At 64.7% G+C, this 20,050-nt stretch carries 20 protein-coding genes; 6 read left to right on the top strand and 14 right to left on the bottom strand.

From position 1 onward, the window contains the following. Positions 1–69: 69 nt before the first annotated feature. The gene (locus CDQ91_RS20925) at positions 70–519 is read left to right on the top strand and encodes a DUF6538 domain-containing protein (RefSeq protein ID WP_144036670.1); all 450 of its coding nucleotides are present in this window, start codon (positions 70–72) and stop codon (positions 517–519) included. Here CDQ91_RS20925 and CDQ91_RS02730 read toward each other — a convergent pair. Beyond that, positions 483–1,334 (bottom strand): DUF4349 domain-containing protein, encoded by an 852-nt coding sequence (locus CDQ91_RS02730; RefSeq protein WP_158213603.1) that lies wholly within the window; start codon positions 1,332–1,334, stop codon positions 483–485. The two genes, CDQ91_RS20925 and CDQ91_RS02730, sit on opposite strands and share 37 nt — an antisense overlap. Positions 1,335–1,409: 75 nt before the next feature. Then, complete coding sequence (locus tag CDQ91_RS02725; RefSeq protein ID WP_088471138.1) at positions 1,410–3,698, bottom strand: ATP-dependent helicase; 2,289 nt, start codon at positions 3,696–3,698, stop codon at positions 1,410–1,412. A gap of 720 nt (positions 3,699–4,418) precedes the next feature. Here CDQ91_RS02725 and CDQ91_RS02720 point away from each other — a divergent pair. Then, a complete protein-coding gene (locus CDQ91_RS02720; protein WP_088471137.1) occupies positions 4,419–5,690 on the top strand; it encodes an MFS transporter in 1,272 nt (423 codons plus the stop codon). Between the two features lie 106 nt (positions 5,691–5,796). On the opposite strand, the gene rsmD is transcribed toward CDQ91_RS02720, so the two are convergent. Then, positions 5,797–6,339, bottom strand: a complete 543-nt coding sequence (gene rsmD / locus CDQ91_RS02715) for a 16S rRNA (guanine(966)-N(2))-methyltransferase RsmD (protein ID WP_237245806.1) — start codon at positions 6,337–6,339, stop codon at positions 5,797–5,799. A gap of 5 nt (positions 6,340–6,344) precedes the next feature. After that, on the bottom strand, positions 6,345–7,196 hold the full coding sequence (locus CDQ91_RS02710; RefSeq protein WP_088471135.1) for a pseudouridine synthase: 852 nt from the start codon (positions 7,194–7,196) through the stop codon (positions 6,345–6,347). 156 nt (positions 7,197–7,352) lie between these two features. Here CDQ91_RS02710 and CDQ91_RS02705 point away from each other — a divergent pair, with 156 nt between their 5' ends. Together CDQ91_RS02705 and CDQ91_RS02700 are read left to right on the top strand one after the other, a co-directional pair. Further along, positions 7,353–7,790 carry a response regulator gene (locus CDQ91_RS02705; protein WP_088471134.1) on the top strand — a complete coding sequence of 146 codons (438 nt, stop codon included), beginning with the start codon at positions 7,353–7,355 and terminating at the stop codon, positions 7,788–7,790. Positions 7,791–7,916: 126 nt separating this feature from the next. Continuing rightward, positions 7,917–9,494, top strand: coding sequence for an AmpG family muropeptide MFS transporter (locus tag CDQ91_RS02700; protein ID WP_144036669.1), 1,578 nt, complete (start codon positions 7,917–7,919; stop codon positions 9,492–9,494). Positions 9,495–9,627: 133 nt separating this feature from the next. Here CDQ91_RS02700 and CDQ91_RS02695 read toward each other — a convergent pair whose 3' ends face one another. The 8 genes from CDQ91_RS02695 to purB form a co-directional block, all read right to left on the bottom strand. After that, positions 9,628–10,974 (bottom strand): bifunctional folylpolyglutamate synthase/dihydrofolate synthase, encoded by a 1,347-nt coding sequence (locus CDQ91_RS02695; protein ID WP_088471133.1) that lies wholly within the window; start codon positions 10,972–10,974, stop codon positions 9,628–9,630. Positions 10,975–11,129: 155 nt separating this feature from the next. Continuing rightward, complete coding sequence (accD, locus tag CDQ91_RS02690; protein WP_088471132.1) at positions 11,130–11,981, bottom strand: acetyl-CoA carboxylase, carboxyltransferase subunit beta; 852 nt, start codon at positions 11,979–11,981, stop codon at positions 11,130–11,132. After that, the gene (trpA, locus tag CDQ91_RS02685) at positions 11,978–12,778 is read right to left on the bottom strand and encodes a tryptophan synthase subunit alpha (RefSeq protein WP_088471131.1); all 801 of its coding nucleotides are present in this window, start codon (positions 12,776–12,778) and stop codon (positions 11,978–11,980) included. The genes accD and trpA overlap by 4 nt, the downstream gene beginning before the upstream one ends. A 195-nt stretch (positions 12,779–12,973) precedes the next feature. After that, a complete protein-coding gene (gene trpB, locus CDQ91_RS02675; protein ID WP_088471129.1) occupies positions 12,974–14,185 on the bottom strand; it encodes a tryptophan synthase subunit beta in 1,212 nt (403 codons plus the stop codon). After that, positions 14,182–14,811: a phosphoribosylanthranilate isomerase gene (locus CDQ91_RS02670; RefSeq protein ID WP_088471128.1), complete on the bottom strand. Its 630-nt coding sequence runs from the start codon at positions 14,809–14,811 to the stop codon at positions 14,182–14,184. Before CDQ91_RS02670 ends, trpB begins: the two co-directional genes overlap by 4 nt. 131 nt (positions 14,812–14,942) lie before the next feature. Further along, on the bottom strand, positions 14,943–15,617 hold the full coding sequence (gene pyrF / locus CDQ91_RS02665) for an orotidine-5'-phosphate decarboxylase (protein ID WP_088471127.1): 675 nt from the start codon (positions 15,615–15,617) through the stop codon (positions 14,943–14,945). Continuing rightward, positions 15,614–15,958 (bottom strand): lipopolysaccharide assembly protein LapA domain-containing protein, encoded by a 345-nt coding sequence (locus CDQ91_RS02660; protein WP_088471126.1) that lies wholly within the window; start codon positions 15,956–15,958, stop codon positions 15,614–15,616. Before CDQ91_RS02660 ends, pyrF begins: the two co-directional genes overlap by 4 nt. 214 nt (positions 15,959–16,172) lie before the next feature. Beyond that, on the bottom strand, positions 16,173–17,483 hold the full coding sequence (gene purB, locus CDQ91_RS02655) for an adenylosuccinate lyase (protein ID WP_088471125.1): 1,311 nt from the start codon (positions 17,481–17,483) through the stop codon (positions 16,173–16,175). Between the two features lie 197 nt (positions 17,484–17,680). Between purB and CDQ91_RS21525 the strand changes: the two genes are divergently transcribed. Both CDQ91_RS21525 and CDQ91_RS02645 read left to right on the top strand, forming a co-directional pair. Next, positions 17,681–17,947 (top strand): hypothetical protein, encoded by a 267-nt coding sequence (locus tag CDQ91_RS21525; protein ID WP_174688457.1) that lies wholly within the window; start codon positions 17,681–17,683, stop codon positions 17,945–17,947. 1 nt (position 17,948) lies between these two features. Then, positions 17,949–18,386, top strand: coding sequence for an EF-hand domain-containing protein (locus CDQ91_RS02645; RefSeq protein WP_237245784.1), 438 nt, complete (start codon positions 17,949–17,951; stop codon positions 18,384–18,386). A gap of 196 nt (positions 18,387–18,582) precedes the next feature. Here the strand turns inward: CDQ91_RS02645 and rnk are convergent, their stop codons facing one another. Then, complete coding sequence (rnk, locus tag CDQ91_RS02640; protein ID WP_088471124.1) at positions 18,583–18,987, bottom strand: nucleoside diphosphate kinase regulator; 405 nt, start codon at positions 18,985–18,987, stop codon at positions 18,583–18,585. A gap of 359 nt (positions 18,988–19,346) precedes the next feature. Then, positions 19,347–20,024 (bottom strand): RadC family protein, encoded by a 678-nt coding sequence (radC, locus tag CDQ91_RS02635; RefSeq protein ID WP_088471123.1) that lies wholly within the window; start codon positions 20,022–20,024, stop codon positions 19,347–19,349. Positions 20,025–20,050: the final 26 nt, after the last annotated feature.

The following is a 20,050-nucleotide window of genomic DNA, read 5'->3' as shown; positions in this document are numbered from 1 at the left end:
CGGCTTGATACCGACGGAAATCAAAGGTTTTTTACAGGCGGCTGTTACATCTGTAACAGGACGACTAACATGTGCACCTATCTCGCCAAGCGCGGCTCAGTTTATTATTTTCGCCGCGTCATCCCTGCCGAACTTCGATTTGCCTTTGGCGGGAAGCGAGAGTTCATGGAGTCGCTCGGGACCAAGGACCGTGCTGAGGCCAAGAGGCTCATTCCAGCCCGAACAAGCGCGTCTGAGCGCGATCTGGAAAAAGCGCAGGCTCGGCTGGTTCCGTCGCAGAATGCCACTGTGTCGCCTTCTCTGGCCATCTCTGAGCGTGCTGCTCGCCGAGAGCGAGAGCATCTGGAATGGCTCGAAGAAAATACAGCATTCCAAGAGCAAATCGACGATGAGCGAGAAGAGTTGGCGGAGGCGTTGGAACCGGCATCATCCGCGATGAAGGCGAGACTGGAAGCTCCGCTAACCCATCCCCGGCTTTATGGTCAGGCTGCAGGTGCGGGCGGTTCGGTCGGGCGCTGACCACGAAAGCGACGCCACAGGACGACGACGAGGCCGATCAGCAGTGCCCAGGGCAAAATGGCCGCCGCCGCGACCAGAAGGATCGACAGCAAGGTACCGCCGCTGCCGAGCAGGGTGTTCCAGGCGTTGCTGAACGGGTTTTGATGGCCGATACCCGGCAGCCCGCCGGTGCCGACATAGTTGAACACGACGCTCGTCGAGGCGATCCGCGCTTCGCCGGCGCGGCGCTCGCCGCGATCGGTGCCGAGTTGCTTGCCAAGTTCGCCAATCTGTTTCTGAAGTTCGGCACGCTCCCCCTTGTCGAGCCCGCCTTGTTTGAGGCGCGCTTCGAGCCGGGCGATTTCGGCGGTGGCGCCAGCGCTGCGCTGCTGCGATGTCTCTATTTTGCTCCCGACATCTTCGCCATTCACCATCGCGTCGGCCAGAACGCCTTCGGCCTTTTCGACGCTGGCGAGGGCGTCGGCGCCGAATTTGCGGGCGATGCCCGGGTCGAGCTTGAACTGGGTCTGCGCCTCGACCTCATTTTCGCGGACCATCTGGTAACGGACATCGACGATGCGGCAGCGGGCGGTGCCGAGCGTTTCGCAGGCTTCGGCATGCTCGCCCTGAACCTTCGCGATGCGGTCGTCGTCGAGGCGGAAGGCATAGCTGTAATCGAAGGCGACACCGGGCGCCGCACTCAGTCCTACGTCGGGGACGGCGGCGGTTTCAGCAGTGGGGGAGGAGATGTCGGAGGAGGAGGTTTCGTCGGCCTGCTTTTCCGAACAGCCGACCAGGGCGAGCGCCATCGCGCCCGCTAAGAGCTTCATTTTCATTGATGATTCTCCCAAAACGCGACTCGTTGGCCGCATGTGAGGACATATCACAACTTATATGGTAGACAATAGACTTCAGGCGATGGTGATGAAGCTGTCGAGGACGCGCTTCGACCCCGCCTGTTCGAATTCGACCTCCAGCTTGTTGCCGTCGATGTCGTTGATCACCCCGTAACCGAACTTCTCGTGGAACACGCGCATCCCGATCGCGAGGTCGGCGCGTGCCTTGGCGCCGACCGACGCGGCGCGGCCGCCTTCGGTGGGAGCGGGCGCGCGTGTGACGGTCGTGGATTTGACCGCCGCGCGCTGCCATGCCGGACCGCGCGTCGCGGTGCGGGTCGCGTTACGCTCGGCGACATGCGCGAAGGGATCGCCCTGCGCCGACCAGTTGGCGCGCCACATGCTGGCGCCGCCGCCGAAGCTATTCTCGCTGTCGACATGTTCGGGCGGGATTTCGCCGATGAAGCGGCTGGGGATGCTGCTCATCCACTGGCCGTAGATGCGGCGGTTCGCGGCGTGATAGATGGTCGCGCGCTGGCGGGCGCGGGTGATCGCGACATAGGCGAGGCGGCGCTCTTCCTCGAGGCCGCCGACTTCGTCCATCGAGCGCTGCGACGGGAAGACGCCATCTTCCCAGCCGGCGAGGAAGACATGATCGAATTCCAGCCCCTTGGCGGCGTGGATCGTCATGATCGTGACGGTTTCGGTCGTGTCGTTCTGGTCGCGGTCCATGACGAGGCTGACATGCTCGAGGAATTCCTCGAGCGTTTCATATTCCTCCATCGCGCGGACGAGTTCGGAGAGGTTTTCGAGACGCCCCGCGGCCTCGACGCTGCGGTCGGCCTGGAGCATCGCGGTGTAGCCCGACTCGTCGAGGATGAGCTGGGTCAGTTCGGGGTGCGAAAGCTGGCTCGCCTTGCTCTGCCACCCGCGCACCTGCGCGACGAAGTTCGCGAGCTGGCGCCGCGCCTGCGGGGTCAGTTCGTCGGTTTCGATGAGCCGCGCGGCGGCGTGGAGCAGCGACGCCTGTTCGTGGCGCGCATATTGGTGGATGCGCTGGAGCGCCTTGTCGCCGAGGCCGCGTTTGGGCGTGTTGACGATGCGTTCGAAGGCGAGATCGTCGGCGGCCGACTGGACAAGGCGCAGATAGGCGAGGGCATCGCGGATTTCGGCGCGTTCGTAGAAGCGGAAGCCGCCGACGATACGGTATGGCATGCCGATGGAGATGAAGCGATCTTCGAACTCGCGTGTCTGGAACTGTGCGCGGACGAGGATGGCGGCGCGGTCGAGCGAGATGCGCTGGCGCTGGAGGCTTTCAAGCTCTTCGCCTACGCGACGGGCTTCTTCGGGCCCGTCCCACACGCCGACGACGCGCAATTTGTCGCCGGGTTCGAGGTCGGTCCACAGCGTCTTGCCGAGACGGCCGCTGTTCTGGGCGATCAGAGCCGAGGCGGCAGCGAGGATCTGCGGGGTCGAGCGATAATTTTGTTCGAGGCGGATGACGGTCGCGCCGGGGAAATCCTTTTCGAAGCGCAGGATATTCGCAACCTCGGCGCCGCGCCACGAATAGATCGACTGGTCATCATCGCCGACGCAGCAGATATTCTTGCGCTGCTGCGCAAGCAGGCGCAGCCAGAGATACTGGCTGGCGTTGGTGTCCTGATATTCGTCGACGAGGATATATTTGAACCGCTCCTGATATTGTTCGAGCACATCGCGGTGGTTTTTGAGGATCACCAGCATGTGGAGCAGCAAGTCGCCGAAATCACAGGCGTTGAGCGTCTTCAGCCGCGCCTGATAGAGGGCGTAGAAATGCTGGCCCTTGCCGTCGGCATAGGCTTCCTTGTCACCGGCATCGAGGTCGGCGGGGACGAGGCCGCGGTTCTTCCATTTGTCGATCAGCCCGGCGAGCTGGCGTGCGGGCCAGCGCTTCTCGTCGAGCCCCTCGGCCTGGATCAGCTGTTTGAGGACGCGCAGCTGGTCGTCGGTGTCGAGGATGGTGAAATTGCTTTGCAGCCCGACAAGTTCGGCGTGGCGGCGCAGCATCTTGGCGCAAATGCTGTGGAAGGTGCCGAGCCAGGGCATGCCTTCGACCACGTCGCCGACCATGCGGCCGATGCGTTCGCGCATCTCGCGCGCCGCCTTGTTGGTAAAGGTGACCGCGAGGATTTCGGACGGCCAGGCGCGGCGCGTCGCCATGATATGCGCGAGCCGCGCGGTGAGCGCCGCGGTTTTGCCGGTGCCGGCGCCCGCGAGCATCAGCACCGGGCCTTCGGTCGTGAGCACCGCCTGCCGCTGCGGACCGTTGAGGCCTTGCAGATAGGGCGGGTCCGAGGGACCGGGCGGGGGCAGGTCGGGCGGCATATCGGGCGGGGGGGCGGGGAGGCTGTTCACGCGCGAACGATTAGGGAACAGCGGCGGGGCTGTCCAGTGGGGTGAGGCGGGTGGTGTGGGGCCATCACCGACAAACGGTGATCTCCAGATTTGGTCATTCCCATGCTTCTCCTTTGTCATCCCCGCGAAAGCGGGGACCCATTTGCGCCGGCGAGGTACAGCGCTGCCGCGCTGGATTTTTCTTGATCTGGATCCCCGCCTGCGCGGGGATGACGAGGTTTGAGGGCGAGCATTGGGGCCTGATCCGCCCTGTGCCGGAGGCGTGGGGAGGGGGACCGTCGCCGCAGGCGATGGTGGAGGGGCCGCTGCGGTGGCGCTAGTAGCCCCTCCGTCAGCGCTTCGCGCTGCCACCTCCCCATCGCTGCGCGACAGGGAGGATCTTTATGTCAGCTTCCCACCCAAAGCGGACCTTTCCGCTTCGTCATCCCGGACTTGATCCGGGAGGTGCAAAAGCAATTCATCCTCTGGCAGCGCCGGTGAAGGTCTGATCGGTCGAGCTTGGAGCGCCAACTGGTGAGACATGTCCGGCTTGTGCGCGGACAAAGAAGCGGGACCCCGGGTCGAGGCCGGGGTGACGAGCGAGGTTGGCGACGTGATGACGCGAAGGCGGTGCGGCGCGTATTCCGCTTGATGGGGCGGGACGGGGCGTTCAAAGCGGCGGCATAACCAAACAGGGAAGAGGCACCGCCCATGGATCTGGCACCCTATCGCGCGCATCGCCGCGTCTTGACCGCGAGCCTTGTCGGCACCGCGGTCGAATTTTACGATTTCTATATTTATGGCACCGCGGCGGCGCTGGTGTTCGGGCCGTTGTTCTTTCCGGCGGAATCTGCATCGGCGCAGCTGATGTATAGTTTCATGACCTTTGGCCTCGCTTTCTTTGCGCGGCCCGTCGGGGCGATCGTGTTCGGCCATTATGGCGACCGCATCGGGCGGAAGTCGACGCTTGTCGCCTCGCTGATGCTGATGGGGGCGTCGACGTTGCTGATCGCGTTCCTGCCGACCTATGCGATGGTCGGGTGGGTCGCGCCGTTGCTGCTGTGCATCCTGCGGTTCGGGCAAGGGTTCGGGCTGGGCGGAGAATGGGGCGGGGCGGCGTTGCTTGCGGTCGAAAATGCCCCGCCGGGATGGCGCGCGCGCTTCGGGATGGCGCCGCAGTTGGGCGCGCCGGTCGGGTTTATCGCCGCGAACGGATTGTTCCTGATCCTCGGGCTCTGCCTCAGCGACGCCGATTTCGCGGCGTGGGGGTGGCGTATCCCGTTCCTGTTGTCGGCGGTGCTCGTCGGGCTGGGGCTGTGGATCAGGCTGAAGATCGGCGAGACGCCCGCTTTTGCCGAGGCGATGGAGAAAGGACCGCCGGCGGGGGTTCCGATCGCCGAATTGCTGCGCAACCATGTGCTTGCCACGCTGGCGGGGACCTTTGCGGTCGTTGCCTGTTTTGCGATCTTCTATCTCGCGACGTCCTTTGCGCTGGCGCATGGGACGACCGCACTCGGCTATCCCAAGGAGCAGTTTTTGCTGATCCAGCTTGGCGCGATCCTGTTCATGGCGGTCGGGATTATCGTCGCGGGCTATGCCAGCGATGCGTGGAGCGCGCAGCGGGTGCTGACCTGGGGGTGCGGCGCGACGGTGTTGATCGGCTTATTGTTCGGGCCGTCGCTGGCGTCGGGATCGTGGTGGATCGTCGGGCTGGGGCTGTCGAGCGCACTGTTCGTGATGGGGCTGGTTTATGGGCCGCTGGGCGTGTGGCTGACCGATTTGTTCCCGGTGCGCGTGCGCTATACCGGGGCGTCGATGGCGTTCAACCTTGGCGGAATATTGGGCGGCGCGATGGCGCCGATCATCGCGCAGGCGCTCAGCGATTGGGGCGGGACCGCGGTGGTCGGGCTGTATCTGGCGCTCGCCGGGGTGCTGAGCTGGATCGGGCTGACGATGGTGCGGCGGCGGGCGGCCAGAGCCTAGCCACTTTTCATTGTCATCTCCGCGAAAGCGGGGACCCAGTGAGGCCTTGCGCTGCCCAGTCTGGGTCCCCGCTTTCGCGGGGATGACAAAGTTTGAGACATGTGGGCTATTCGACCCGCAGCAGCGTCAGCTTGGCCTTGCCGACCTTGCGTTCGGCGTCGATCGCGAAGCCCGCGACGTCGATGACCTCATCATGCGCGGTTTCGACCGAGAGCCAGCTGTCGGGGCCGATCCAGCCGAGGCGGTTCAGCTTGTCGAGCGCGACGCTCGCCGCGCCGGTGCCATAGGGCGGATCGAGCATCAGCAGGTCGTAAGTGCGTTTCGCCGGGCCGAGCGCGAGCACCGAGGTGGCCCGGATGTCGGCGCGCGGTGTCGCCTCGAGCGAGCCCAGATTCTTGCGCAAAATGTCGAGCGCGTCGCGGTCCTGTTCGGCGAACAGGCATTGCGCGGCGCCGCGCGACAGCGCCTCGATCCCGAGCGCGCCCGAGCCGGCGAACAGGTCGGCGACGACCAGCCCTTCGAAGCTGCCGAGGCGGCTGGTGAGCATCGAGAACAAGGTCTCACGCGTGCGGTCGGCGGTGGGGCGCGTCGTGTCGCCCTTGGGCGCGACCAGCCTGCGGCCGCGCCATTCGCCCGAAATAACCCGCATCGCCATCAGCCGAGATGCCGGCGGAATTTGAACAATTCGTCGCGCGGCACGACATCGACCGCGCCCATCGGCAGGCCGTCGAGTTCGAACACGCCGTAGCGGGTGCGGATCAGGCGGCTGACCTGAAGCCCGAAATGTTCGAGCACCTTGCGGACTTCGCGGTTCTTGCCCTCGGTCAGCGTCATTTCGACCCATTGGTTGCGCCCGGTGCGGCGTTCGAGGTTGGCGTCGATCTTGCCGTAGGTGACTCCTTCGATGGTGATCCCCATCGCGAGTTCCTCGAGCTGCGTCTGGCTAATGTCGCCGAAGGCGCGGGCGCGATAGGTGCGCTCGACCCCGCTGGCGGGAAGTTCGAGCTGGCGCTTGAACTCGCCGTCGTTGGTCATCAGCAGCAGCCCCTCGGTATTATAGTCGAGGCGGCCGACGGGCATCAGACGCGGCAGGCCCTTGGGCAGAAGATCATAGATCGTCTTGCGGCCCTTGGGATCGCGCGCGGCGGTGATGCAGCCGGCGGGCTTGTGGAAGCGGTAGAGGCGCGTCGAGACGGGCTTGGCGACGGGTTCGCCGTCGACGGTCAGCCCTTCGAGCGAGGTGAGCAGCGGCGCGGGGTGGACGATGAGCTGGCCGTTGAGCGCGATGCGGCCTTCCTCAACCATGCGTTCGACGTCGCGGCGCGAGCCGACCCCGGCGCGGGCGAGCAGCTTGGCGATACGCTGCGGACCTTCCTCTTCGCGTTCGCCCTCATCGGGCTTCGGTTTGCGCGCGGACGAGTCGGCGCGAGCGGCGCGGCGGCCACGGGGGGCGTCGCGCGGAGCGTCGCGATCGGGGGCGGAACGGGGAGGGCGACGGGTCGTCATGGGAACGGATGCGGCTTTCTTGTCGTTATTGGCCACGATACTGTGGCTTTACGATCACGCTCATAGCCGGAAAGTGGTCGCTTCGTCGATGGCAAGCAGAAGCAATCTTGCAGGACGGCCCGGAGCGCGGCATGGGGCCGTTAAAGGGAGTACATAATGCTCTTCGCGTCCCGCCCGTCGTGCATCAAGCGGCTGCTGATCATTGAAGATGATCCGCTGGTCGCGTTCGACAATGAGCGGACGCTGAAACATGGCGGATATGACGTCGTCGCGACGGTCGATTCGGGCGAGGCGGCGGTCGGCATATTGGCTGGCGAGCAACTCGACGCCATCGTCCTCGACCTTCAGCTTGCGGGACATATGAGCGGGCGCGACGTTGCGCGGCTGGCGCGCGATCGCGGTATCGCGGTATTGCTGGTCACCGGCAGCTGTCCCGATGATGCGGGCGATATTGCGCTTGCCTGCCTGAACAAACCGCACAGCGCCTCGGCGCTTCTGGGCGCGGTGCATGCGATCGAGACGATGCTGTGCAAGAACAAGCCGGCGCGCAAGGTGAGCGGGCTCCAGACCTATTGGCAGCCCAAGGCCGCCTGAGCCGCGACGAGATGATGGCGCAGGCCGTCCGGTCGCCATTTCCCCGCTTCCAATTTGTCCCCAAGGCTTTAGGCCCATAATTCGGAACAATCGCATCCGCAAAGCGGCTGCGCAGGGGGCGACGCTATGTCAGTTGATCTGAGTCGGTTTATCATTTTCGTGGCGATCCTGGGCGGGTTGGTGATCGTCGCGCTGTCGGTTCCGGCGTTCCGCCCCTATTTGCGCAAAAACCCGATGATCACCTTTCTGCTCGGCATATCGAGCGGCTTTCCACTGACGTTGTTGATCGCGACGATGACCTTCTGGCTCGCCAAGGTGGGGATTGATACGGCGACGATCGGCTTCGCGGTCGCGCTGGGCATTCCCTATACGCTGAAGTTCCTGTGGGCGCCGCTGGTCGACAAGCTGCCGCTGCCGTTTCTGACCAAGGCGTTCGGCCAAAGGCGCGGCTGGCTGTTCTTCATTCAGGCGTTGCTGTTCGTCGCGATCTGGCAGCTGGGCGCGAGCAATCCGCAGCCCGGCGACATCGGCCTGTTTGCCGTCTGGGCGCTGATTACGGCCTTTTTGTCCGCGACGCAGGACATCGTCATTGACGCCTATCGCATCGAAATCCTCGAAGAGGATGAGTTTGCCCACGGCACCGCGACCAACCAGTTCGGATATCGCACGGGTAATCTGATCGCGGGTGCCGGCACGATCTATTTTGCGTCGAACGAAGGGCTGGGGCTCGGCTGGGCGACCGCCTATGGCCTGACCGCCTTTTGCATCGTTCCGGCTATCATCGGCGCGCTGTGGGCGGGGCCGGGGAAATTCGTCGACCGGTTCGAGCATGCCGGGGGCATGAAGGCGGGCCAATGGCTGACCGAGGCGGTCGTCAACCCGTTCCGCGAGTTCCTGACGCGGCACGGCGCATTCCTGATCCTTGGTTTCGTCCTCGTCTATAAGGTCGGCGACGCGATGGGACAGACGATGCTGGGGCCGATGATCGTCGATCTGGGTTTTCCTGACCTCGACTATATTTCGGCGAACAAGCTGTGGGGTTTTGGCGCCCTGATCGTCGGGTCGGCGCTGGGCGCACCTTTTCTGCTGTGGCTCGGCATGGGGCGCGCGCTGCTGATTTCGGGCCTGATGATGATGTTTTCGAACGTCATGTTCATGATCCTGGCGGCCACCGGCAACAGTTACTGGATGCTGGTCGCGGCGATCGTGACCGAGAATATGACGAGCGGGATCGGCCTGACGGTCTTCGCCACCTATCTCTCCGGCCTGTCGAACATCGCCTATACCGCAACCCAGTTCGCGCTGCTGTCGTCCTTTGCCGGGGTCGGGCGGACCTTCATGGCCGGGCCTGCCGGGATCGTTGCCGAGAAGCTCGGCTGGGTGGGTTTCTGGGGCTTCACGGTCGCCGCGGCGATCCCGGGCATGCTGCTGCTGTGGATGCTGTGGCACAAGGGCTATGTCGTCGAGGGCGTCCGCCAGACCAAAGTGGTTGATGCGCAGGAACTCAAGCAGCCGGTCGGCGCGTGGCGGATTGTCGGTTTCGGGGCGATCGTTGCGGGCCTCGTCGGGGTGCTGCTGTATCAGCAGCTCGACCTTGGCACCCATATTCTCGCCGTGTCGCTTACCGCTTTTGTCGTCGGCATGTTGCTGGCGTGGAAAGGCAAGGCACCGAAGACGGCGCAGGATAATCGGGCGGGAGTTTGATTCTCCCTGTCGCGAAGCGATGGGGAAGGGGACCGCCGCGAAGCGGTGGTGAAGGGGGCGCAACGGTGCGTCATAGCCCCTCCGTCAGCGCTTCGCGCTGCCACCTCCCCATGCCGGCGGCACAGGGAGGATTTTAAGCCGGAAATTCCTCGTTGAGTTCGAGCGCCTGGCCGACGAGGTAGAGCGAGCCGCCGATCAATATGTTGCGCGCCGGGCTGTCGGTCGAGAGCGCGCGAATGGCGGACGGCAGGTCGTCCTGCGCCGATACATGCGCGATTCCGGCGTCGCGGGCGATCTGGGTGAGGTCGGCGGGGGCGTGGTGTTCGTGACCGGGGATCGGGACGGCTACGAGCTTGCCGATGTGCGGCGCGAGCAGTGCGAGGAAACCCGCGGCGTCCTTGTTGGCAAGCATGCCGAGGATGAGGTCGATCGGCTCGCGGCGGGCGAGGGTCTGGCCGATGAGGGCGGCGAGTTGGTGCGCGGCGTCGAGATTATGGCCGCCGTCGACCCAGATATTATGGCTATCGGGCATGCGCGTCGTGAGCGGGCCGCTGCACAGCAATTGCATGCGTCCCGGCCAGAAGGCGTCGGCGACACCGCGCGCAATGGCAGCGTCGCTTGGGCGCGGTTCGGCGAGGTGGAGCATCGCGATTGCGAGCCCGGCGTTGCGCGTCTGGTGCGCGCCGGTCATGCGCGGGCGCAGCGTTTCGGCGACATCGCCGAGGTTTGAGGTCCAGCGGAAACCGTCGGTTTCGAGTTCGACCGACCAGTCGGTGCCTTCGGAAAAGAGCGTGGTGCCAGCCTCGGCGGCGCGCTGGGCTATGATCTGAGTCAGCGGTGCGGGATAAGCAAGGGTTGCGACACGCGCGCTTGGCTTGATGATCCCGGCCTTTTCCCAAGCGATGCGGACGGCGGGGTCGTCCGGGGTTCCAGCCTCGGGCGCCAACAGGAAAGCCTCATGGTCGATGCCGAGCGAGGCGATGCCACAGACTGCGGGGGCGGGGATGATGTTGGTCGCGTCGAGGCGGCCGCCGAGGCCGACTTCGATGATGACATCGTCTGCGGGCGTGCGCGCGAAAGCGAGCAAGGCGGCGGCGGTGGTGACTTCGAAGAAGCTCGCTTGCAGGTCTTCAGATGCGTTCAGCACTTCTTCGAGCAGCGCGGCGAGGAGCGCGTCGTCGATCAGCGTTCCGGCGAGGCGGATGCGCTCGTTGAAGCGGACGAGATGCGGGCTGGTGTAGCTGTGGACCGTGCGGCCGTCGGCTTCGAGGATTGCGCGAAGATAGGCGCAGGTCGAGCCTTTGCCGTTGGTGCCCGCGACGTGAAAGGTGCGTGGGAGCTGATTTTGCGGATTGCCGAGGCGGTTGCAGATTTCGGCGATGCGTTCGAGGCCGAGGATGTCACGGCCCGGCGAGAGCGCGGCGAGGCGATCAAGCTGGGTCTGGACCGCGGGGTCGGTGCTGTGGGCGTGGTCGGGCATTTATATCGAGCCTTGATCGTGAAGTTGTCGTCAGCCTCCCTCGTTTTCGTCATGCCGGACTTAATCCGGCATCCATTTGCCGCACAGGCTGCATGGACCCCGGATCAAGTCCGGGGTGACGAGAATAGAGAGCTGGCGCTTCGTTGCGACGTTGGTCAGGCGGCCTTTTCGGGCGCGAGATAGCCGATCAGGCGGCCCAATGTTTCGGGCAGATCCTTGCGCGCGACGACCATGTCGATCATTCCGTGATCGAGCAGATATTCGGCACGCTGGAAGCCTTCGGGCAGCTTTTCGCGGATCGTATTTTCGATCACGCGCTGGCCCGCGAAGCCGATCAGCGCCTTGGGTTCGCTGATCTGCACGTCGCCGAGCATCGCATAGCTGGCGGTGACGCCGCCCGTGGTCGGATCGGTGAGCAGCACGATATAAGGCAGGCCTGCGCGGCGCAGACGCGCGAGCGCGACGGTGGCGCGCGGCATCTGCATCAGCGACAGCGTGCCTTCCTGCATCCGTGCGCCGCCGGCGGCGGTGATCGCGATATAGGGGGTGCCGCGCTTGATTGCCTGTTCGACGCCGGCGACAAAGGCTTCGCCCACGGCGACCCCCATCGATCCGCCCATGAAGGCGAAGTCCTGAACGCCGATGACGACGGGCTGGCCCGAGATGCGGCCGAAACCATTCTGATAAGCGTCGCGGTCGCCGGTCGCGGTGCGCGCGGCCTTGATGCGGTCGACATATTTTTTGGTGTCGCGGAATTTCAGCGGATCTTCGGGCGCGGCGGGCGCCGGGATCAGTTCGTGGATGCCGCCGTCGAACAGCTGCGCGAAGCGCTCGGTCGCGCCGATGCGGTCATGATGTTCGCAGCGCGGACAGACGTTGAGATTATCTTCCCATTCCTTGACGAACACCATCTGCTGGCACTGGCGGCATTTGTGCCAGAGATTGTCGGCGGTATCGCGCTTGGCGGCGAAGGGCAGGGCGTTGCGAACGCGGTCGAGCCAGCTCATGCGGCGATCTCCTTTGCGCCGTGGATAGCATCGGCGAGCGAACGGGTGAAGGCTTCGACATGGGCCGGGGCGTCGGCGCCATGCTTTGCGATGATTTCGACCAGCGCCGATCCGACGACGACGCCGTCGGCGACCTTGGCGATTTCGGCGGCCTGTTCAGGGGTGCGGACGCCGAAGCCGACCGCGACGGGGAGGTCGGTGGTGGCCTTGAGGCGCGCGACGGCTTCGTCGATGCTCGCCTGTGCAGCCTGTTGCAGCCCGGTGATCCCGGCGACCGAGACATAATAGAGGAAGCCGCCCGCGCCTTCGAGCACGGCGGGAAGCCGCGCGGCATCGGTGGTCGGGGTGGCGAGGCGGATCAGGTCGACCCCGGCGGCGCGGAGCGCGGGGCCGAGTTCGGGGTCTTCCTCTGCAGGGATGTCGACGCAGATGACGCCGTCGATGCCAGCTTTTTTACATTCGGCGGCGAACCAGTCGCCGCCGCGGATCGTCATCGGATTGGCATAGCCCATCAGGACGAGCGGGACGTCCGTGTGACGCGAGCGGAAGGCGGCGGCGATTGCGAAGATGTCGGCGGTTCTGGTGCCCGCGGCCATGCTGCGCAAATTCGCGGCCTGAATTGCGGGGCCGTCGGCCATCGGATCGGTGAAGGGCATGCCCAGCTCGATCACGTCGGCGCCGCCCGCGACGAGCGCGTCGAGGATCGCGCCGGTGTCGGCGGGGGTCGGATCACCCGCGGTGATGAAGGCGACGAGCGCGGGGTGCGGCTTGCCGAAGGCGGTGGTGAAGCGGGTCATTTTGGCTTCCGATATGCTGTCATGATGATGCTGAGAACGACGGTCCAGACGGCAGCTTTGATACCGAGATTCGTCCAATCCGACCGGTCATTGGGCAATTCCGAAAAGAGCAAACTCCCGGCTAGGTAGAGCAATATGTAACCAGGAAAGAACAACAGAGCGTATCGCGCTGCCTCTCTGGGGCGGATTCTCATTCTAAAGCTCCACCCCCAGCGCATCCGCCACAGTGAAGATGTCCTTGTCGCCGCGTCCCGACAGGTTGACGATGATGATCTTGTCCTTGTCCATCGTCGGCGCGATGCGTTCGGCGGCGGCGATCGCGTGCGCGCTTTCGAGCGCCGGGATGATGCCTTCGAGCTTGCACAGGCGCTGGAAGCTGGCGAGCGCTTCGGTGTCGGTGACGGGGACATAGCGGGCGCGGCCGATGTCGTGGAGCCAGCTATGTTCGGGGCCGATGCCCGGATAATCGAGGCCGGCCGAGATGCTGTGCGCCTCGGTAATCTGGCCGTCTTCGTCCTGGAGCAGATAGGTTTTGTTGCCGTGGAGGATGCCCGGCTTGCCGCCCGCGAGGCTGGCGGCATGTTTGCCCTCAAGGCCTTCGCCCGCGGCTTCGACCCCGACGATCTCGACGCTTTCGTCATCGAGGAAGGGGTGGAAGAGGCCGATCGCGTTCGATCCGCCACCGACGGGGGCGATGAGCATGTCGGGCAGGCGGCCCTCGGCCTCGAGGATCTGTTCGCGCGCTTCGGTGCCGATCACCGACTGGAAGTCGCGGACGAGCTCGGGATAGGGGTGCGGGCCGGCGACGGTGCCGATGATGTAGAAGGTATCGTGGACGTTTGCGACCCAGTGGCGCAGCGCCTCGTTCATCGCGTCCTTGAGCGTCTTGGCGCCCGATTCGACCGCGACGACTTCGGCGCCGAGCAATTTCATGCGGAACACATTGGGTTGCTGCCGCGCGACATCGACTGCGCCCATGAAGATGGTGCAGGGCAGACCGAAGAGCGCGGCGACGGTCGCGGTGGCGACGCCATGCTGACCGGCGCCGGTTTCGGCGATGATCTTTTGCTTGCCCATCCGCTTGGCGAGCAGGATCTGGCCGATGCAATTGTTGATCTTGTGCGCGCCGGTGTGGTTGAGATCCTCGCGCTTCAGATAGATTTTCGCGCCGCCGAGATCCTCGGTCAGCCGCTCGGCGAACCATAGTGGGCTGGGGCGGCCGACATAATGTTTGAGCAGATAGTCGAACTCGGCCTTGAACTCCGGGTCGATCTGCGCCGCGCGATAATGGCGTTCGAGGTCGAGGATCAGCGGCATCAGCGTTTCGGCGACATAGCGCCCGCCGAAGTCACCGAAATGGCCGCGCGCGTCTGGCTGGCTGCGAAGGCTGTTGGGCAAGTCTGTCATAGCCCGGCCGCTTTAAGGAAAGCGGCGATCTTGTCCACATCCTTGACGCCCGGCGCGCTTTCGACGCCCGACGAGACGTCGACCAGCGGCGCGCCGGTTTCGGCGATCGCCTGCGCGACATTGTCGGGGGTGAGGCCGCCGGCGACGCCCCAGTCCATGCTGTGCCGGTGGTTTTTGAGCAGCGACCAGTCGAAGCGGGTGCCGGTGCCGCCGGGCAGCGCCTGTGCGGGCGCGTCGAACAGGATGCGGTCGGCGATACCGCGATATTGTTCGATCCGGTCGAGCGTCCCGGCATCCTTGAGGCCGACAGCTTTCCATATTTCGGCAGGGACGAGGCGCTTGACCGTTGCCAGCCATTCCGGTGTTTCAGTGCCGTGAAACTGGATGATGTCGGGGCGGATCGCCGCGAGCGCGTCGCTCGTTTCCTTTTGCGACGCGTTGACGAGCAGGAGCGCGACCTTGGCGCGTCCGGCGGCGCGCTGACGCAGCGCGGCGGCGGTCTTGAGGTCAACGTGGCGCGGGCTGGGCGCATAATGGACCAGGCCGATGTGTGTCGCACCGAGATCGATAGCGGCATCGATGGTTTCGGGCGTCGACAGCCCGCAGATTTTGACGAATGGGGACATGATCTGAACTCTGGTCCTGTTTCCTGATCCGTTCGCATCGAGCGCAGTCGAGATGCCCATCGCTGGTGCACGCACTCTGGGTGTCTCGACTGCGCTCGACACGAACGGGGGTAGAGATCGCCCTATGGGCGTTAAAGCGTCGCTTCGATGGCGCGCGCAGCCAGATCGGGATCGGGCGACTGGCTGATCGGGCGGCCGACGACGAGGATCGAGGCGCCGTCGCCCATCGCCTGTGCAGGCGTGACGATGCGTTTCTGGTCGCCCGCCTTGCCATCCGCCGGACGCACGCCGGGGACGACGAAAAAGCCGCCCGGCCAGACCTTGCGCGCCGCCTTCACTTCCTGACCCGAGCAGACGATGCCGTCGAGGCCCGACTGGCGGGCGAGGGCTGCGAGGCGCACGACCTGGTCATGCGGGGTTCCGCCGACCCCGATGTCATCGAGATCGGGGGCGTCGAGGCTGGTCAGCACGGTCACCGCGACGACCTTGGTGTTCAGGCCCGCCACCGCCTTTGCCTCTTCCATCATTGCGCGGCCGCCTGCGGCGTGAACGGTGAGGATCGCGGGTTCGAGCGGGCGCAGCGCCTGCACCGCCTTGGCGACGGTGTTCGGAATATCGTGGAGCTTGAGGTCGAGGAAGATCGGCAGGCCGATCTTCGCCATTTCATGGACGCCATGATGGCCGTTGGCGCAGAAAAATTCGAGCCCGAGCTTCAGCCCGCCGACATGGTGCCGCACCTTTTGCGCCAGCGCCAGCGCGCTATCGAGCTGCGGGGTGTCGATGGCGAGATAAAGCGGCGAACTCATGGTGTCTCCAGAGGTAAGGTGGGGCTGTCGTTGGCGGGGGTTGCCGCGGGCGCGGCGATGGGCGGCGCGGGTTCGGCAGCGCGGTTCGCCATGGCGCGAAGGTCGGCGAGCTGGCGCTCGCTGGCGTCGAGGCGGCGTTTCATTGTCCAGCGCGCGGTGCGCAGTGCGATCCACATCGGCACGGCGCCGATCAGGAAGGCGCCGAGGATCAGGACCGGCAATTTGGTGTCGAGCACCTCGCCGGGCCAGATGGTGACGGTGACCGGCAGCCAGTTCGCCATCGCGAAAATAACGAGGATGGCGGTCAGCAAGACCCAGATGATCGTTCGCAGGATTCCCACTTTGGCTTGCTCCCTCAATCGGCCCGGTTCCGCTACCTATGCGACTTTGGCGCGGGTTTCCAGTCCCGCAGCGTTCGATCCTCCCTGTGCCGAAGGCATGGGGAGGTGGCAGCGGCCCCAGCCGCTGACGGAGGAGCTTTGGCGCCGGCCCCTCCACCACTCGCTTTGCGAGCGGTCCCCCTCCCCATCGCTTCGCGACAGGGAGGATTTGGGTTTAGCCGAACACGCGGTCGAAGATCGTGTCGACATGCTTCATATGATAGCCGAGGTCGAACAGGTCGGTGAGCTGTTCAGCCGAGAGTTTGGCGGTCACGTCGGCATCGGCCTTGAGCAGTTCGAGCAGCGAAAGCTGGCCGTCACTGTCCCACACCTTCATCGCGTTGCGCTGAACGAGGACATAGCTTTCCTCGCGGCTCGCGCCCGCTTGCGTCAGCGCGAGGAGAACGCGCTGCGAGTGGACGAGGCCGCCCATGCGGTCGAGATTCTTCTGCATCCGTTCGGGATAGACGAGCAGCTTGTCGATCACGCCGGTGAGGCGGCCGAGCGCGAAGTCGAGGGTGATCGTTGCGTCGGGGCCGATGAAACGTTCGACCGACGAATGGCTGATGTCGCGTTCGTGCCAGAGCGCGACATTTTCGAGCGCCGGGACGACGGCGCTGCGCACCATGCGCGCAAGGCCGGTGAGGTTTTCGGTAAGGATCGGGTTGCGCTTGTGCGGCATCGCCGATGAACCCTTTTGGCCGGGCGAGAAATATTCCTCGGCCTCCAGCACTTCGGTGCGCTGCAAATGGCGGACTTCGGTCGCGAGGCGTTCGATCGAGCCGGCGATGACGCCCAGCGTCGCGAAGAACATCGCGTGGCGGTCGCGCGGGATGACCTGCGTCGAGACAGGCTCGATCGCAAGGCCGAGCTTGGCGGCGACATGCGCTTCGACGCGCGGGTCGATGTTGGCGAAAGTGCCGACGGCGCCCGAGATGGCGCAGGTCGCAATGTCGGCGCGCGCGGCGATGAGCCGCGTCTTGCAGCGTTCGAACTCGGCATAGGCCTGCGCGAGCTTGAGCCCGAAGGTGACGGGTTCGGCGTGGATGCCGTGGCTGCGCCCGATCGTCGGCGTCATTTTATGTTCATAGGCGCGGCGCTTGATCGCTTCGAGGAGCGCGTCGAGGTCGGCGAGCAGGAGGTCGGCGGCCTGCGCGAGTTGTACCGCGAGGCAGGTGTCGAGCACGTCGCTGCTGGTCATACCCTGATGCATGAAGCGCGCTTCTTCGCCGACATTTTCGGCGACCCAGGTCAGGAAGGCGATGACGTCATGCTTGGTGACAGCCTCGATCGCGTCGATCGCGGCGACGTCGATGACGGGGTTGGTGGCCCACCAATCCCACAGCGCCTTTGCGGCGGATTTGGGGACGGTGCCAAGCTCCGCGAGCGCGTCGGTCGCATGCGCCTCGATCTCGAACCAGATACGAAAGCGATTCTCGGCCGACCAGATAGCGGTCATGTCCGGCCGTGCGTAACGCGGAACCATTGATTTTCCTTCCTTTTATGACGTTTTATCGCGGAAACTGCGCGGAACCGCGATGGGCCGCCCCGTAGCAGGGACGGGGCGTTTCTCCAAATCCTGCGACATCGCAACCTTCGTCGGACACCGGTGGTTGCCCCCATGTCCCTTTCGAAAAGGTGGTGGGTCGCAACCAACTCTGCCGCCGCTACAGGAGAAGATGAGTGATTAAACAGATGCTTTTGATCGGCGCGGCCGCCGTGAGTTTCCCGGCATTGGCACAGACGGCGGAACCGACCGGCGATCAGCCGACGACGTCGCAGCCCGCACCGACCGATGCACCCGCGCCTGCACCGGACGGCACCCCCGCACCCACCGACACGCCCCCGGCCGCTGAGCCGGTCCCCCCGACCGCCGAGCCTGCACCGGCCCCCGAACCCGACACGGAATCGGAGCCCGATGCCGAGCCCAAGGCGATGATGCAGGAGTAAGATGATGTTGAAACAGATGCTTTTGATCGGTGCCGCCGCCATGAGCTTTCCGGCTGTGGCTCAAGCGGCGCCTCCCGCCAGCGATCCGACGGCGCCGCCGCCGGCTTCGGAGCCTGCACCGGCCCCTGACGCCTCGACACAGCCCGCGCCCGCATCGGGCCAGCCGGCTCCGTCGGGAACCGCAGCAACGCCTACTCAGGTGGCACAAATCGTCGATCAGGAATTTCCGACCTATGACGCCGATTCAACCGGCGATCTGAATGAGGCGGAATTTGGTGCTTGGATGAAGAAGCTACGCGCGGCCACGGATCCGTCGGTCGATCCCGAATCGGCTGATGTGAAAACGTGGATCGGGCAGGCCTTTGCCGCCGCCGATGGCGACAAGTCCAAGAGCGTCAGCAAGACCGAATTGACCGGCTTCCTGTCGCGCGGCGCCTAAACAACGCCCCTTGTGGGAGGATGCGGCCGTCGGAGTGATCCGGCGGCCGTATTGCTGTGTGCGGTCGATGGATGAGGCATCCTGCTCCCTTTCGCCCTTTCCCGTCTCGGGAATGACGAAAGGAAAGGGCGAAAAATGACGGGAGACAGAAAATATGCGGCGTGCCGACCGAACAGGCCGGGCAATCGCCGCCCGCTCACTTTGGCTGAACGACGGTGACGATCGACAATTTGCGTTCGTGGCCGTCGCGATCGGGCCATAATATGTCCTGCCCCTCGCGCATGCCGATCAATCCGGCACCGATGGGAGTCATGATCGAAATGCGCCCCGCCGAGATATCGGCATCGCCGGGATAAACGAGTGCAACGGTGCGTGAACCGCCATTGGCGTCGTCGACGAAGGCGACGGTCGAACCCATGGTGACGACGTCGGCGGGAATTTTAGCGGCAACATAGATTTTGGCGCGGCCGATTTCCTCGAGCAGCAGGTCGCTGACCTGCGGCGTGCGCTCCTGACGCGCAATGGCCAATTCGGTGAGGGTGTCGGCTTCGGAGTCGATCATATGGATGGGCGGCCGCTTGGCCGCATTACGCTTTGTCATGGATATAGCTTTCCGGGTGGGCGGGCGCACGGATGGGCGGCCCTGCCTGCAAATATATGGAGATTTCGCCCCGGGCTCGGGGCGAGACGCACCGGAACCCGGGGCTAAATGCCCGCGAGAAGTTGACCCGCGTGGAGGTTGATCCGGAAAAGGCTCGGTCGAATCTGCATGGCGCGAAGATGGTGCGTCCGGGGCAGCAAGTCAAACGATGTGACGGTGGGGTGTTGAGATTGCTTGGATATGCATGAGCAACGCCACCCACATCGTCACCCCGGACTTGATGCCGGGCCGGCCTGTCCTGAAGGAAAAAGGCGGGTCCGGGTCAAGCCCGGCATGACGAAGGAGAGGAGATTTACGGCCTAAAGCAGTCCCATCGCGCGAAAGCTTCGGTGATCCGCGCCGCCGATGATGATATGGTCATGCAGCGCAATGCCGAGTTTCGCCGCGGCTTCGGCGATGTCGCGAGTGATGGCGATATCTTGCCGACTGGGTTCGGGGCTACCGCTCGGGTGGTTATGCACCAGGATGATCGCCGACGCGCCGAGTTCGAGCGCGCGTTTGATAACCTCCCTGACATAGATCGCCGACTGGTCGATCGACCCTTCGCTGGCCAGCTCGTCGCGGATCAGCATGTTACGGGCATTGAGATAAAGGACGCGGACACGTTCGACGTCGATCGGTCCCATGTCGGCGCGCAGCCAGTCGAGCAGCGCGTCCCAGCTGGAGAGCAAGGGCTTGTCGCGAAATTCGCCCTTGAGCATCCTGAGGCCTGCGGCCTGGACGATTTTCAGCGCCGCGATCGCGGTTTCGCCCATGCCATCGACGCGGCGCAGCGATTCGGGATCGGCAGCGATCAACTGCGCCAGCGAACCAAATTCACGCAGCAGCGCCTTGGCGAGCGGCTTGGTGTCGCGGCGCGGGATGGCGAGGGCGAGCAGATATTCGACCAGCTCATAATCGGCCAGCCCATCAGCGTCATCGAGCAGACGGGTGCGTAGCCGCGCGCGGTGCCCCTGATGATCCGGTACGTCCCCCATGGAAGGAGGAATAACCGCCTTGTGAC

This window comes from Sphingopyxis witflariensis, from assembly GCF_002205635.1.
GTDB classification, from domain to species: Bacteria; Pseudomonadota; Alphaproteobacteria; order Sphingomonadales; family Sphingomonadaceae; genus Sphingopyxis; species Sphingopyxis witflariensis.
This window is presented reverse-complemented; position numbering and strand designations above follow the sequence as displayed.

What these genes read in the sequence shown, in the direction of transcription:
- CDQ91_RS20925 (WP_144036670.1), top strand. Translation starts at nt 70, where the DNA reads ATGTGCACCTATCTCGCCAAGCGCGGCTCAGTTTATTATTTTCGCCGC.
- CDQ91_RS02730 (WP_158213603.1), bottom strand. Translation starts at nt 1,334, where the DNA reads ATGAAAATGAAGCTCTTAGCGGGCGCGATGGCGCTCGCCCTGGTCGGC.
- CDQ91_RS02725 (WP_088471138.1), bottom strand. Translation starts at nt 3,698, where the DNA reads ATGCCGCCCGACCTGCCCCCGCCCGGTCCCTCGGACCCGCCCTATCTG.
- CDQ91_RS02720 (WP_088471137.1), top strand. Translation starts at nt 4,419, where the DNA reads ATGGATCTGGCACCCTATCGCGCGCATCGCCGCGTCTTGACCGCGAGC.
- rsmD (WP_237245806.1), bottom strand. Translation starts at nt 6,339, where the DNA reads ATGCGGGTTATTTCGGGCGAATGGCGCGGCCGCAGGCTGGTCGCGCCC.
- CDQ91_RS02710 (WP_088471135.1), bottom strand. Translation starts at nt 7,196, where the DNA reads ATGACGACCCGTCGCCCTCCCCGTTCCGCCCCCGATCGCGACGCTCCG.
- CDQ91_RS02705 (WP_088471134.1), top strand. Translation starts at nt 7,353, where the DNA reads ATGCTCTTCGCGTCCCGCCCGTCGTGCATCAAGCGGCTGCTGATCATT.
- CDQ91_RS02700 (WP_144036669.1), top strand. Translation starts at nt 7,917, where the DNA reads ATGTCAGTTGATCTGAGTCGGTTTATCATTTTCGTGGCGATCCTGGGC.
- CDQ91_RS02695 (WP_088471133.1), bottom strand. Translation starts at nt 10,974, where the DNA reads ATGCCCGACCACGCCCACAGCACCGACCCCGCGGTCCAGACCCAGCTT.
- accD (WP_088471132.1), bottom strand. Translation starts at nt 11,981, where the DNA reads ATGAGCTGGCTCGACCGCGTTCGCAACGCCCTGCCCTTCGCCGCCAAG.
- trpA (WP_088471131.1), bottom strand. Translation starts at nt 12,778, where the DNA reads ATGACCCGCTTCACCACCGCCTTCGGCAAGCCGCACCCCGCGCTCGTC.
- trpB (WP_088471129.1), bottom strand. Translation starts at nt 14,185, where the DNA reads ATGACAGACTTGCCCAACAGCCTTCGCAGCCAGCCAGACGCGCGCGGC.
- CDQ91_RS02670 (WP_088471128.1), bottom strand. Translation starts at nt 14,811, where the DNA reads ATGTCCCCATTCGTCAAAATCTGCGGGCTGTCGACGCCCGAAACCATC.
- pyrF (WP_088471127.1), bottom strand. Translation starts at nt 15,617, where the DNA reads ATGAGTTCGCCGCTTTATCTCGCCATCGACACCCCGCAGCTCGATAGC.
- purB (WP_088471125.1), bottom strand. Translation starts at nt 17,483, where the DNA reads ATGGTTCCGCGTTACGCACGGCCGGACATGACCGCTATCTGGTCGGCC.
- CDQ91_RS02645 (WP_237245784.1), top strand. Translation starts at nt 17,949, where the DNA reads ATGATGTTGAAACAGATGCTTTTGATCGGTGCCGCCGCCATGAGCTTT.
- rnk (WP_088471124.1), bottom strand. Translation starts at nt 18,987, where the DNA reads ATGACAAAGCGTAATGCGGCCAAGCGGCCGCCCATCCATATGATCGAC.
- radC (WP_088471123.1), bottom strand. Translation starts at nt 20,024, where the DNA reads ATGGGGGACGTACCGGATCATCAGGGGCACCGCGCGCGGCTACGCACC.